The 12,823-nt window shown below is 36.1% G+C and carries 17 protein-coding genes; all 17 read left to right on the top strand.

What is annotated here, in order from left to right:
* Positions 1 to 17: 17 nt before the first annotated feature.
* The 17 genes from ABD682_RS10515 to ABD682_RS10435 all read left to right on the top strand — a co-directional run bounded on the left by ABD682_RS10515 (position 18) and on the right by ABD682_RS10435 (position 12,822).
* Complete coding sequence (locus ABD682_RS10515; protein WP_344741288.1) at positions 18 to 782, top strand: HNH endonuclease; 765 nt, start codon at positions 18 to 20, stop codon at positions 780 to 782.
* Positions 783 to 867: 85 nt separating this feature from the next.
* Positions 868 to 1,764 carry a carboxypeptidase-like regulatory domain-containing protein gene (locus tag ABD682_RS10510; RefSeq protein WP_344741287.1) on the top strand — a complete coding sequence of 299 codons (897 nt, stop codon included), beginning with the start codon at positions 868 to 870 and terminating at the stop codon, positions 1,762 to 1,764.
* A 126-nt stretch (positions 1,765 to 1,890) separates the two neighbouring features.
* A complete protein-coding gene (locus ABD682_RS10505) occupies positions 1,891 to 2,229 on the top strand; it encodes a lipocalin family protein (RefSeq protein WP_344741286.1) in 339 nt (112 codons plus the stop codon).
* Positions 2,230 to 2,343: 114 nt separating this feature from the next.
* Positions 2,344 to 3,177, top strand: coding sequence for a hypothetical protein (locus tag ABD682_RS10500; RefSeq protein WP_344741285.1), 834 nt, complete (start codon positions 2,344 to 2,346; stop codon positions 3,175 to 3,177).
* A gap of 234 nt (positions 3,178 to 3,411) precedes the next feature.
* Positions 3,412 to 3,984 carry a hypothetical protein gene (locus ABD682_RS10495; RefSeq protein WP_344741284.1) on the top strand — a complete coding sequence of 191 codons (573 nt, stop codon included), beginning with the start codon at positions 3,412 to 3,414 and terminating at the stop codon, positions 3,982 to 3,984.
* A gap of 103 nt (positions 3,985 to 4,087) precedes the next feature.
* The gene (locus ABD682_RS10490) at positions 4,088 to 4,855 is read left to right on the top strand and encodes a hypothetical protein (RefSeq protein WP_344741282.1); all 768 of its coding nucleotides are present in this window, start codon (positions 4,088 to 4,090) and stop codon (positions 4,853 to 4,855) included.
* A gap of 155 nt (positions 4,856 to 5,010) precedes the next feature.
* Positions 5,011 to 5,493, top strand: coding sequence for a hypothetical protein (locus ABD682_RS10485; protein WP_344741281.1), 483 nt, complete (start codon positions 5,011 to 5,013; stop codon positions 5,491 to 5,493).
* A gap of 29 nt (positions 5,494 to 5,522) precedes the next feature.
* On the top strand, positions 5,523 to 6,164 hold the full coding sequence (locus tag ABD682_RS10480; protein WP_344741280.1) for a hypothetical protein: 642 nt from the start codon (positions 5,523 to 5,525) through the stop codon (positions 6,162 to 6,164).
* A gap of 98 nt (positions 6,165 to 6,262) precedes the next feature.
* Entirely contained in the window at positions 6,263 to 6,619 is a 357-nt protein-coding gene (locus tag ABD682_RS10475; RefSeq protein ID WP_344741278.1) for a bleomycin resistance protein, read from the top strand.
* A 23-nt stretch (positions 6,620 to 6,642) separates the two neighbouring features.
* On the top strand, positions 6,643 to 7,119 hold the full coding sequence (locus ABD682_RS10470; protein ID WP_344741277.1) for a DinB family protein: 477 nt from the start codon (positions 6,643 to 6,645) through the stop codon (positions 7,117 to 7,119).
* 123 nt (positions 7,120 to 7,242) lie between these two features.
* Positions 7,243 to 7,698: a hypothetical protein gene (locus ABD682_RS10465; RefSeq protein ID WP_344741276.1), complete on the top strand. Its 456-nt coding sequence runs from the start codon at positions 7,243 to 7,245 to the stop codon at positions 7,696 to 7,698.
* 21 nt (positions 7,699 to 7,719) lie between these two features.
* Positions 7,720 to 8,013, top strand: coding sequence for a hypothetical protein (locus ABD682_RS10460; protein WP_344741274.1), 294 nt, complete (start codon positions 7,720 to 7,722; stop codon positions 8,011 to 8,013).
* 93 nt (positions 8,014 to 8,106) lie between these two features.
* Complete coding sequence (locus tag ABD682_RS10455) at positions 8,107 to 9,393, top strand: acyltransferase family protein (protein ID WP_344741272.1); 1,287 nt, start codon at positions 8,107 to 8,109, stop codon at positions 9,391 to 9,393.
* A 218-nt stretch (positions 9,394 to 9,611) separates the two neighbouring features.
* Positions 9,612 to 10,025 carry a hypothetical protein gene (locus ABD682_RS10450; RefSeq protein WP_344741271.1) on the top strand — a complete coding sequence of 138 codons (414 nt, stop codon included), beginning with the start codon at positions 9,612 to 9,614 and terminating at the stop codon, positions 10,023 to 10,025.
* Between the two features lie 20 nt (positions 10,026 to 10,045).
* Positions 10,046 to 10,405, top strand: coding sequence for an iron chaperone (locus ABD682_RS10445; RefSeq protein WP_344741270.1), 360 nt, complete (start codon positions 10,046 to 10,048; stop codon positions 10,403 to 10,405).
* Between the two features lie 123 nt (positions 10,406 to 10,528).
* Positions 10,529 to 11,386, top strand: coding sequence for an FkbM family methyltransferase (locus ABD682_RS10440; RefSeq protein WP_344741269.1), 858 nt, complete (start codon positions 10,529 to 10,531; stop codon positions 11,384 to 11,386).
* Positions 11,387 to 11,424: 38 nt separating this feature from the next.
* Complete coding sequence (locus ABD682_RS10435) at positions 11,425 to 12,822, top strand: amidohydrolase family protein (protein WP_344741267.1); 1,398 nt, start codon at positions 11,425 to 11,427, stop codon at positions 12,820 to 12,822.
* The last annotated feature ends 1 nt before the right edge of the window (position 12,823 follow it).

Raw genomic sequence — 12,823 nt, 5'->3', positions numbered from 1 at the left:
TTTTCCAGAAAACAACTATGAAAAGGAAGTGTATTTGGTGTCTAAAAGATGAATCAGCAGAAACATTTGAGAAAAAAGCACATACAATACCAAAATCCTTGGGTGGTGATAATTACTATAAAAACATTTGTGATAGCTGTAATTCTTATTTTGGCAATAGAGATAGCACATTAACCACCTATTCTATAGAAGAAGCTTTAAAAGAGGCTTTTAACATTTCAAGAAAAAGGCTTTTAGTACCCGAAAGAACAAAAAGAAAAGTTGGAAGATTCAAATCAAAATTTTTTGAAATTAAAGAGAAAAAAGGTCGATTAAGTTTAAATGTAAAAACTTCTTTTAGATTTACTCAAGGCTTTCAATCTCAATTATGTAGAAACTTTAAGAGAGGTCTATATAAAATGGTATATGAAGAGTTACATCGTCAAAATAAGATCGATGAATATTTAAATTATAATATCATTAGAGAATTTGCTAGATACAACAAAGGTGAACTACCTGTAATTTATTTTTTTAGAAGTTTTGGAGCAATAATGTTAATGGAAGAAGAGCCCGCCAAAACAATTCTATACTTTGAGCGAATGACTTATTTATTTTCAAGTGAAAAATTTATTGAAATTGAATTTTTAGGACACGTTTTTGGTTTTCCCATAACAAATTTTTCCGAAGAAGATTTTAAAACCTACTTAAATCAATCAATAGCCTTAAAGAAAGGGCATTTCAAAAGTTTTGTACTAATAAAAAAATTGACTGACATTGATATCACATTAAGTATTTTAAATTAATAAAAATTAAGAACTATACCGCTCTGTGAAGTCTCCAAACACTTTAAGTAATTTTTTACTATTTTAGTTTTTAAACCAACCCAACTTGAAAAAAGCATTACTTCTCTTATTTCTTTTTACAACAACCATCACATTTTGCCAATCAAAAACGTATAGCGGCATTGTAAAAGATAAAAATTCTAAAACGCCAATTCCTGGAGTCGTTGTTAAAGTCAAAGGAACCGAAATAGGAACTCAAACAGACTTCGAAGGTAATTTTAAAATTTCAGTTCCGGATTCCTTAAACATCCTGGAATTTTTATTTGTAGGATATCGCACTTTTGAATATAAACTAGGTTCAAAAAAATCTATTGAAATTTTTTTAAAAGAGGATTGCAATAAAGATTTTTTTGATGCCTATGAGATTAGTTTATTGGCCAATAGTGGGCTATTTCACAATCCGATTGGTACGCAACTTGAAATAACATCACCTTATACGCGCATTGGTGTTATTAAGGGTTCGTATAGCTATCAAACCAATCGGGACACTAATACATTTCAATTTGGGGAATTAGAGCTTAGACATCCTATTTCCAATTGCGATTTTGATATGGACTTTCGATGGAACTACAAAGACATTTCATTTGAAAGGAACTTTTTCTCCCGCTCTTATGCGATCGAATCGCAACTAAATTTACATAACATTAACCTTATTGCGGGGTATAGCCATATGAACCTGAATAAAATTCCTGAGAACAAAATCAAATCATCATCGGGAATCCTCATGGGTCTTGAAAAAGAATTGTTCTTAGGACCTTTTTACGGCACGCTGTCTTCAAAAGTCGCCATGTTCAATGGAGCTACTGAATTTCAGTCAGAACTTCAAAGCAGTTATAAATGGTTTACATTTTTTCTAAGATATTACAGTTTGGACCGCTTCAACGAATTAAGTTTAGGTGTTGGTGTAACACTGAATTATTATAAATGGATAAAAAGTGGTTAAATTTTTAAATTTCAAGAAGTTCACGCTCTCAGAAGTCTCCTGAATTCGGAGCCTATTCTTTTAAACCATCAGCATGTTCGGTTTTATTTACTACTTTAGTTACTTAAAATTGTAACAACTGCACCCATGAAAAAATTAGCTTTATTCCTCCTGATCGGCTTTTTCACCTTAACGTCGTTTAAAGCGCCTTCCGCCTTATTCGGAACCTGGAACATTCAAAAGATCATCAATAAGAAAACGCATAAGCAGGACAATTTTCTTACGACGATGTCCTTTAAGGAAAATGATGTTTTCGAAGCCAGTCAGGGTGACCTGCATAAAAGTGGCGTTTGGTATTACGACGAAAACGAAAACATGATCACCGTAAATGTTGGCCAGGAAGATGGGCATTTTAAAATAAAGAAATTGTCTAAAAAGAAATTGGTTCTTGAAAATTCTGAGAGTAAGATGTATTTGAAGAAATAAGCATAGCCAAGAAATCTCTAGCTTCTGTAAGTTATTTTTTACTATTTTAGCTTATGCAACGAATTCTATAATAATCCAAAAAACCACTAATACCTATTTTAAAAAACCCCATTAATGAAACATTTTTTTATCGGCCTGCTTTGTTTGGCCCTGGCATTATTTGCTTGTTCCAGTGACCAATCATCAAGTATTAAACCAACACCTGAAAACCCAACCGCACCTACTCCGGTTGAAGAGAACTGCCTGATCAAAGCGATCAGTTTTGCAACTTCGAAATATGATTTTAACTACGATAGCAATCAGATCCTTGATCAAATTAATGAAACCTACGGCAGTACCACAAATACCTATTATGTTAATCACATTTCAACCGACTCCATAGACATTGGCCTGGTTCAAAGTGATGGATCAAAGGGCACGCCCATTATCTCGGCAAAATATCAGAACGGAGATCTCATACAAGTAAAACGATTTTACAGCGCCACTAGGTACAATTATTTCATTTTTGAATACAGCGCTGATAAGATCACGGTAAAGCAGGACTATGTTAGTGGTTCAACCTACCAAAACATAGCTTATGCCGACTATTTTTTGGATGAAAACGGTAATGCTATCGCTACTAAGATTTATAAATACGATACCAGTTCAGCCAGTAATTACACACTTTTTAACGAACGTGAAAACACTTACGACATAGGAAACAATCCTTGGAAAGGCATCATTTATCCCACATTTTTATGCCAGAATTTGCCCAATGCCATGTTCTTTTCTCAAAATAATATGATCACGGAAATCGACAAAACCCGAGGGGCAACCAGTAATTATAGTTACGAATTTGACGCCAATAATTTAACAATTAAAGGTTTGAACAAACATCCGTATAGCGTTTGTAATGAAAGTAATACCCTAACCGAATACTATACCTATACGAATTGTTATAACTATTAAAAGAAAGGTTTCATTAACCCACTCAAAAATCACCTAGGGAAGATGTAAGTTATTTTTTACTATTTTAGTTATAGAAGCAACTTTTCGAAATCAATAGTCAAAATGGAATCAAAACAACATGGCATACATTAGCATCAAACTTATTTTACGCCTCGCTCCCGCCTCCGGGTTTTTAGTTCAAGAGGTCATTAAAAATGCTTACCAGAACACAAACAATATTTTCAGACCACAATTATGAGCACCGGATTATTTATTATAGTACTCGTTATCATTATAGTCATGGTGGTATTTATGGGTAAAAAGTCTGTTTTTAGACCAAAAAAATTCAAAAAGTCATCTCTGACTGAGAATCCTTATCGCGACTTCAGGGATCTGGCTATGCGGGTAACGCCGGAGCAACTCCATTTACAGCTGGAAAAGGATAAGGACCTCTACGGGATGATCATGGATTGGAATATGGGCAATGCCATTGCAACGGTTGTTTCCTTTAAAACCGGTGATGCCAGTGTTTATTTGAGTACAGGACAAGCGTTTATTGGAGGTTTCGACCATGAAAGCATACAACAGGCCGCGAAACATTTTTTAGCTGTCGGTACACAATACCTGATAAAAGCAACAAAAACGGAGCGCACAGAACCCACCAATGACCAGAAAATAGATTTTTACTTTCTAACCAAATCAGGCAGGTATTATCTAGAAGAAGACATTTACAAAATTAAGAATAGAACCTCCGAACTCCTGGAACTTTTTGAGAGTGGTAATCAAGTAACTACAGAATATCGACTACTTGAAGAAAAAAATGGATAATGCCAGCTCTACAAAGTCGCAAACTACTGTAAGTTATTTTTTACTATTTTAGCCTTTCAACTGTTCTCATAAATGATAACACGAACAGTAGAAACCAATTACCATGAAAAGACCCACACTAATCATACTTCTTTTAACTTTGGCTTTTTTATCCTGTTCCAAGGACAACATGGGCGGTAACAACTGTTTTCTTACTGAAGTTAAAAGTGAAACCGGATATACAAAATACGCCTTTGAATATAAAAACGCTGAGTTATCCAGATTAAGAGATTTCGCTCACAATTCGTTACCCGAAGGCATGATCTACAATGTAGATTATATTACAAGAGATTCTTTAATTATCCGTGCTGACTATCCCGGTTCCACCCCCATTTTATCAGCAAAGTATGATGGCAACTTGTTGGTAGAACTTCGGGAATTTACAGGCGACCATTATTTATATAAATTTAGTTACTATTCAGAAAAAATCCAGGTGCAACAATATTATTTTAGTTATGAATCTCCGGGACTTGTCAGGTATCAAAAAGTGGCTTATGCCGACTATTTTTTTGACACTAACAACAATGTTAGGAACATGAAAGAATACAGATATGACACTGCTAATAGCCAAATAGCCACCTTATATAACAACATTGTATTCACCTACGATACGGCTTATAATCCTCTAAAAGGAAATATTTACTTGAATTTTTGGGTTTATTATAACCAGGTGCCATTGGCCTCATTTTTTAATACCAATAATATTTTAAGTAAAACGATAAATGACCAAAATACCTTGAATTTTGATTATGAATATGACGCAAAGAACAATACTACAAAAGGGGGTATTTACCCAACTGTCGCAGAGTATTATGCTTTTGAATGTTTTTAATAAAAAAGGATTTACACGACAAAAACCTAAAATAAATAGATTATTTAGAGTCCGACCTGATGGGATTCTTAATCTTTTAAGTTATTTTTTTTTACTTCATAATTTCCATCAAAATTCATAAATCAATCTAAAACAATCCAATTGTAACAAAACATATGAAAAAATGGATTTTGACTTTTATACTTGGCATAAATTTAATTTGGACCTGTTTCTCCCAGAATAACATCCAATTAATTGAAAAAACGATCTCTGAATTAAAATCGAATTCACCGGGTCACGAAGGTGTTCTCGTAAATTCATATTGTATAAGAGATCTTGATAACGACGGTATTTTCGAAATCATTGAAACCAGTAACCGAATAGAAGCAGCGGTTATGGGGCTGTTAAATAGTGAAATTTCCGGGGCTTTTGATTATGACAAAGTTTATGTGCTTAAAGGAAAACAATATGTCCTCGCAACATCTGATATTGGGTATTATTTAAGATCGAAAGTTCCCCATTACCTACTTTGGAAACGATTGATTTCTGATCCCGAAAACCTGAGTACAGATAGTCAGCATTTAATTAAAGAAAATAAAGATTCTTTCTTAGGTGAAATCGATTGGATCTTAAATCAGATAAAAGCTAAAACAGAATAAATTAATCGGCAATAAAACAATTTTCATAAATGCATAAAAATACCCTATTCATCCTGTTTCTCGGATTCATTGTAAACCTCAACTATGCACAAGAAAGTCCTGATCTCACCGAAAAAAGGTTCGAACAAAAAATAGATACCATTGTAGAACAATTAGTATTTAATTACCAATACGATCAGGCGCTTCGGGAATATCTGCTGTATAAAACATTTGATAAATCAGTTACCGACAGTATTGAAAACCTGAAAAGCGAAACAGATCGTGTAAACTATATAATTTCAACAAATTTTAAATCTGATCTTGCCCGGAGTATTTGGGAAGATTTTATTCACCCGTCTGACGATAAGTTCACAGAAAATCTAATGGATTTGTGTAATTCGGTTGGATACCCCAGTTTAAATAGAATCAAAAAGTATTACAAACGCAAATTGCCTGATGAATTTAATCCCGTGATCTTTTTTGGTCATTCCAGAGAAAAATATTGGGATGCCGTCAGGGTCATAGCCAAAAGAGAATTTGAAAATGGCCATATGGGTAAATGTGATTTTGGCTATGTGATGTGGCACACCTCGGGCCGAAAAGAAAATGCCTATCTGGATGAAGGTGGTATTAAATATATCGCTAATTCTAAGGGTCGGGTCATTACTTTAAGTCTTTGTGAGGATGAATAACCGGGTTTGGCGAAGTTTCTAAAAATTCGAAACTAATTTTTAACTACCTTAGTTTCACAGGTCAATTAACCCCCTGAAGGAAACTAAATTTAAGAACCATGCTCACTCACATCCACCCGAAATTACCCATGCGTGACAAACGTGTTACGCGAGATTATTACGCAAAACAATTGGGGTTTAAAACATTTGGAAGTTCCAACTTTGACGGCTACCTGATGATGGAAAAAGACCAGATCCAAATCCATTTCTTCGAATTTAGAGACTTGAACCCGAATGAAAATTACGGGCAAGTCTATATCCGAACCAACGATATTGACGGGTTTTATCACGCCTTGCTTCAAAGAAATACGGAAATACATCCCCATGGAAAATTGGAGATCAAGCCCTGGAATCAAAAGGAATTCTCCATTCTCGACCCGGATAAAAATCTGTTGACCTTTGGACAACCTATTTAGTGAATTTAAAAAAATAATTTCCTATGAATGCCATCGAACAACAGATCATAGACACCTGGTACATAAACCATCGCACCAATTTGATTCTTTTGAACAACCTGACGGAAGAGGCTCTGAAAATGACCACATCACCACGCGGTGGCGGCACGGTTGGGCATCAACTGGCGCATATGTATAATGTACGTTTCTGGAAATTGGAAGGTTTTGATAAAACTCTAGTTGCTCATTTAAATACGATAAAAGCCGGTGATCCGAAGTCAATAGCCATGTTAATCGAATGCCACACAGAAACCGCCGATCTCGTGGCTCAAATGTTCAAAAATAGTATTGAAAATGATGGGAAAGTCAAAGGATTCAAACGTGGTGTGGTGCCGCTTTTAGGCTATTTCATTCATCATGAGGCCCATCACCGGGGCAATATTATGCTAACGCTTAAACGTTGTGGTTTTAAGCTTCCTACGGCATTGAAATATGGTATTTGGGAATGGAATAAAATTTAAAAAATTAACGAAGCCATAATTCTTCAATTTAAACGATCGTATAATCCTTGTTACTCAAGCCCTAATTTATTTTTAGTAATTTAGTATTCAAGCCCTTATATATTCAAAACGGTCTGAAAGTTTATGCATCACCACCATCGACTCATATTGCTGCTTTTCCTGATAACTTTTTCCTGCTCCAGGAGCAATGAAAGTTTAACGGAATCGGTGATCCTTGCCCGAATTATTTACGGCGACCCCATTGGTCTGGGAACCTACGAAGCTACGTATCAGGATGGCTTACTTACAGAACTTACGTCTGCCTTCAACGATGAAAAGATCATTTTTGAATATACGCCTCGGGGGTATATCGCCCTTCGGGAATTTTATAGGTTAAGTACCGGAAAGCTTTTGGTTCGCGATGTTTACCAAACCAACAGTGCGGGAAAAATTCTAGTGAAAAGGCAATGGCGAAGCGACCAAAACAACCTCTATTATGAAGGTCGTAAGTACTTTGTATACCGCAATGGCACGCTGGAAAAGATCGATTATTACGGGCCCGATGATATCTCAGTTTATAATACCATGGCATTTACCTAGCAGGATAATAATCCGGTACAAGTGAGATGGTACGGGCAAACCAGTACCCCACAATACACCACCGAGGTTACCTATGATCTTTCAAAAGAAAATACTTTCAACAGCACCTTTCCTAATTCTAGTGAGTTGTATGCTTTTGAATACGACTTTTTGTTGTGGCAATCCTTAAGTAAAAATATCCCAACGGGCTCAGTGACTTATTTTAATAGTGGCCCAAGCATTGTGAATTACAATTACACCCTTTTACCCAATAGCTTTACAGAGGCGATCTTCTATAACGATCAGCTTTGGTTGCAGTTTGAATATGAACCTTGATCCCGGAGATTCCAAATTTATTTCATACATTAGTAACTTGAAGTTGTAACTTATTGTTATTCTTTATTTTAACGAACCACCAAAACCTTCAGAATGGAACATTTAAAAAATTCATTCTCAAATCTTTTTAACCGACCTGAACAAAATTATAAAGTTATCGACGGCATTAGGGCCATCGCTATTTTATGGGTGATCATCCTACACGTTTGGTTCTTTCAACTCAATGTTTTTCCTGAAACCACACAAAGTATTGCCGACTTTCCACTATTGGCATGGATCACGCGTGGCGACCTGGGCGTGGATCTGTTCTTTGTGATCAGTGGTTTTTTGATCGGAACCATTCTTTTTAAAGAATTCAAGAAAAACGCTAAGATCAATTTTAAAAAATTCTACACCCGTAGGTTTTTCCGGTTGATCCCAGTATATGTGTTCTCCATGATCCTGGGTATTTATTTCCTCAAAGGCACCCCACTGCACAACTGGCAGGACGCCTGGATCAATTTATTGTACATTAACAACTATGTTACAGGATCGTACGTCCCATGGACCTGGTCGCTGGCCATCGAAGAGCAATTCTATATCGTAACCCCGTTTCTTATTGCTTTTATTTTGCCCTTGTTCAAACGGAAATACCTGTTGTTCTTAATTTCAGCTATTATTCCTATCGCCTTAACCTATTACTATTCCGCAGATATCTTAAATTTTTCCATACCCTTTAATAACCCCTACCCGAGTGAAGGTTGGCTTACCTGGTTTTGGGATTATTACATGCTCACTCATTTGAGGTATGGTGGCCTGCTCGCGGGTATTATAACCGCTTATTTAAATGTATATTACAGGGATAGGGTGCTTCAATTTTTTACGTCGAAAAGAACCTTAAATGCGATTCTTATTATCGTTTCACTCGTTGTTTTCTTCTTTATTTCAAATATAAAATTAGGGCAATCCATTGCTTTAGAAAACTCCATATTCTACCATTTACCGGCCTGGGTGGGTACCTGGTATGAGGTTTTACACCGGGAAGTCTTTTGTTATGCCGTAGCCTACCTGATCATGGCATGCATTTACTCTCAAAGTTTTGCGATTAAACCTGTAAATCGGTTTTTATCCCTAAAATTCTTTTATCCCATTGCGCAAATATCCTATTCCGCTTATTTATTCAGTGAAATGCTGATGATTTGGTATTACCCCAAAGCCGCAGAATTTTTTAAAAATTCTACCCTGTCAGATTGGGAGATTATTGTTTTAAACGGCATCATCACTATAGTGATCATACTCATCGTATCGAGTTTGATGTATATTTTTATTGAACAACCATTCCAGCGCTTAAGAAACAGGCTTACTCTGGGCGTTGTGAAAGCTAAGGTTAATGAGTTCTAAGCATGTCATCTTTTAAAATATGGAACATAAAATACGGGACTGAAAGGTTAAACCCTTAAGAACGCATTTGTACTATCGCTCTTCAATAACCAGCATCTGTTAGCTGAATACAAAAAGGCGATTATCATGATTGAGAACCTCAATGACTTTATTGATCAGGAAATGAAGTCAGATTAATTCATAATCTTTGTACCTTTGATACACTTAGTTATAAAATCATGGGCCTCGAAAAAGATTTTATGGAACGTGAACTGAAAAAGCTCGTGTTATTGCTAACCGGTTTAATAGAACAAGTGGGTGGTTTAAGCTCCAAAAATGCAAATGAAACCCTACCGGACATTGATTCTACGATTCAAAAGGAGTTCGGTTTTACTTTAAGGGATCTTTCAAAAATGGGTGATAAAGATCTTTTAGAAAATGCTGAAAATCTACATCCTTCAGCCTTAGAAAAATTATCGGAATTATTATTTACGCTAGTTACGAATGATGCCTTTTCCAAAATTGTTACCGATATTGATAAAAATGAACTCGCCCATAAAACTATTGTCATTATCGATTTTCTGAACGATCAAAGCGATACGTTTTCCTTGCAACGGATGCAAATGAGAGCAGTATTGGATCCAACTGATTAAATTTTTAAAGCTTGTTTGTTATGCCACGAATGAATACTTCCATAAAAACCGTTGATGCTTATATCCAGATGCAACCCGATACGCTTCAGCCAGTTTTGGAAAACATTCGAAAAACCATTTTAGAGCATGCTCCCGAAGCGATAGAAAGTATTTCCTACGGCATGCCGGTTTATAAGCTCAATAAAAAACCTCTGGTATATTTTGGTGCTTTTAAAAAGCATATTGGTTTTTTTGCAACACCTAAAACGCATGAGGCTTTTCAATCGAGACTTTCAAGTTATAAACAAGGAAAAGGTTCTGTACAGTTTCCCATTAATAAGCCTATTCCCTACGCTCTTATAACTGATATGGTAAAATTTCGGCTGAATAGTGTGAAATAATGAGTCGGGAAACCCAGGCAGTTCTTTTTAAACATGCTTAACCTGAGCAAAAAATAGTATCTTTAAATGCATTAAACTAAATCAAAAAAGTCTGATTAAACTGAGTTTACCGGGTATTCTAATATGATAAAGCCTCTGCATTCATTTCTAAAAAAAATTCTGGTAAAATTTAATTTCACCTTTAGTCTAAAGATCGATAATATCAAATATAAAGTTCCTGTTATTCATGGTTTGGGTATTTCACACAGAAACTTAAATGATCCCTGGATGTTGGAACTCTTGAAAATAATCCACCCAATTGCCGGACATAAAATGATAGATGTTGGTGCCAATATTGGACAAACACTACTGAAAATGAAGAGCATTGATCCCAAAATTAAGTACATTGGCTTCGAACCGAACCCCGGTTGTATTTTTTATTTGCATCAATTAATAAAAACTAATAAGATCGAGAATACCCAAATTGTTCCCGTTGCGGTATCGGATCAAACACAATTGGAATCTTTACATTTTTACAATGACAGTGCGGATGACGCCTCGGCAACTATAATTCCGGATTATAGGCAAAATAACATGTTTCACCAGGAATTGGTTCCGGCTTTTCATGTTAATGTCCTGAGAGAGCATATTGATTTTAAAGAAATGTCTATTTTAAAAATCGACGTTGAAGGTTCAGAATTACAGGTGATCAAAAGTTTTGAAAAAGAAATTGCCAGCTATCTTCCAATCATAATTATTGAAATTTTACCTGTTTATGATGAAAAGAAGGAAGTCAAGCGCTATAAGAATCAAAAAGAGGTTCAGAGCATCATACAAAATTTAGAGTATTCAATGTTTCGAATCATTAAAAGTAATGGTAAATTATCCGGGGTTTTAGAAATACAAGCCATCGGTATTCATTCCGATATTGATGCCTGTGATTATATTTTTATTCCTAAAACAAAAGTGCAATCCTTTCAGGGTTTAGTTACGCTGATTTAAATATTGTATCTTTATTTCTACTATTTTATTTTCCTTTCATGAAAAATTTTTATTTCCTTCTTGGCCTGATTATTATGGCAATTTCCTGTCAACCTTCAAAAACAAAAACCGATATTCTTATCACCAATGCTTCTGTAATTGATGTTGAAAATGGTACTACAATTCCGGATCAACTGATAAGCATTTCTAACGACACCATTAGATCGGTTGCATCGATGGCAGAGTTGGGTCAATACGACGCAGCAAAAACCATTGACGCTCAAAATAAATTTGTGATGCCGGGTCTTTGGGACAATCATGTGCATTTTCGTGGCGGTGATAGGCTGATTGGAGAAAACCGAAATTTACTGAAGCTGTTTTTAGCAGAAGGTATTACCACCGTTCGCGACTGCGGTGGCGATCTTGCTCCTTCAGTTATGGCCTGGAAGGATAGCATTCAAAAAGGCCTTCTTGAAGGACCAAATATTTTTACTGCCGGACCAAAACTCGACGGACCAAGACCGGCGTGGGCAGGTTCTATTGCGTTGCATAATAAGAACGAGGTAAGTAAAGCTCTGGATTCTCTCGAGAGTATTCATGTAGACTTTGTTAAAACCTATGACGGCAGTTTAACCCCGGAGGTCTATTATGAAATTATCCGCGAAGCGGAAAAACGCGGTTTGAAAGTGACCGGCCACATGCCTTTAAGCGCTGATATTCGAAAAGCTATGGATCTGGGTTTGGATGGCGTAGAGCACATGTACTATTTTCTACCCGTGACCTCACCTATTGGTGATAGCATCCGGAATCTCAACATCGGTTACAGAGCCATCGGGTCTTTGGTAGAAACACATGATCCAAATATGGTGAAACCCTTTATGGATGAAGCAGCATCAAAAGGCTTGTTTGTAACCCCAACGGTTTATATCGGTAAAGTTTTAGAAAATCTCGCAACAAAAGATCATAGTTCTGATAGTTTGTTGGCTATTATTGGTTCTGGCATTATTAAAACCTATGACGGTCGGATAGCCTCCGCCAAACGACGCTCTCCGGAGGGCCAGACCTCCTTTGAAGATATGGAACGCATGTTCAATGCCATGGTACTTCCTGCTTATAATTCAGGTTTACCAATTTTGGCAGGTTCAGATTGCGGTGCCTTCAACTCCTATGTTTATCCGGGATCCTCCCTTCATAGCGAATTGGAAATGTTGGTGAAAGATGGCCTATCCCCTGCCCAAGCCTTAAAAACTTCCTTTGTTAACGGTCCTAAATTCTTTGATCAGGAAGCTTATTACGGTAGTGTTTCAAGCGGAAAAGTTGCTGATCTTCTGATTTTAGATGAAAATCCGCTGGATGATATTCGAAATACACGAAACGTGAACACCGTGATACAACGATCCAGAGTTTATGATAATAAAGCTTTACATGATCTTTTAGAGCGCTTAAAGACGAATTAAT

Origin of the sequence: Gaetbulibacter aestuarii, from assembly GCF_039537665.1 — a bacterium.
Lineage (GTDB): Bacteria > Bacteroidota > Bacteroidia > Flavobacteriales > Flavobacteriaceae > Gaetbulibacter_A > Gaetbulibacter_A aestuarii.
The sequence above is the reverse complement of the archived record's forward strand: the minus strand, read 5'-3'. Positions and strand labels throughout refer to the sequence as shown.

Coding starts and splice junctions, on each gene's coding strand:
- ABD682_RS10485 (WP_344741281.1), top strand. CDS start 5,011: ATGAAAAAATGGATTTTGACTTTTATACTTGGCATAAATTTAATTTGG.
- ABD682_RS10505 (WP_344741286.1), top strand. CDS start 1,891: ATGAAAAAATTAGCTTTATTCCTCCTGATCGGCTTTTTCACCTTAACG.
- ABD682_RS10515 (WP_344741288.1), top strand. CDS start 18: ATGAAAAGGAAGTGTATTTGGTGTCTAAAAGATGAATCAGCAGAAACA.
- ABD682_RS10435 (WP_344741267.1), top strand. CDS start 11,425: ATGAAAAATTTTTATTTCCTTCTTGGCCTGATTATTATGGCAATTTCC.
- ABD682_RS10450 (WP_344741271.1), top strand. CDS start 9,612: ATGGGCCTCGAAAAAGATTTTATGGAACGTGAACTGAAAAAGCTCGTG.
- ABD682_RS10440 (WP_344741269.1), top strand. CDS start 10,529: ATGATAAAGCCTCTGCATTCATTTCTAAAAAAAATTCTGGTAAAATTT.
- ABD682_RS10495 (WP_344741284.1), top strand. CDS start 3,412: ATGAGCACCGGATTATTTATTATAGTACTCGTTATCATTATAGTCATG.
- ABD682_RS10445 (WP_344741270.1), top strand. CDS start 10,046: ATGCCACGAATGAATACTTCCATAAAAACCGTTGATGCTTATATCCAG.
- ABD682_RS10500 (WP_344741285.1), top strand. CDS start 2,344: ATGAAACATTTTTTTATCGGCCTGCTTTGTTTGGCCCTGGCATTATTT.
- ABD682_RS10455 (WP_344741272.1), top strand. CDS start 8,107: ATGGAACATTTAAAAAATTCATTCTCAAATCTTTTTAACCGACCTGAA.
- ABD682_RS10490 (WP_344741282.1), top strand. CDS start 4,088: ATGAAAAGACCCACACTAATCATACTTCTTTTAACTTTGGCTTTTTTA.
- ABD682_RS10475 (WP_344741278.1), top strand. CDS start 6,263: ATGCTCACTCACATCCACCCGAAATTACCCATGCGTGACAAACGTGTT.
- ABD682_RS10480 (WP_344741280.1), top strand. CDS start 5,523: ATGCATAAAAATACCCTATTCATCCTGTTTCTCGGATTCATTGTAAAC.
- ABD682_RS10465 (WP_344741276.1), top strand. CDS start 7,243: ATGCATCACCACCATCGACTCATATTGCTGCTTTTCCTGATAACTTTT.
- ABD682_RS10470 (WP_344741277.1), top strand. CDS start 6,643: ATGAATGCCATCGAACAACAGATCATAGACACCTGGTACATAAACCAT.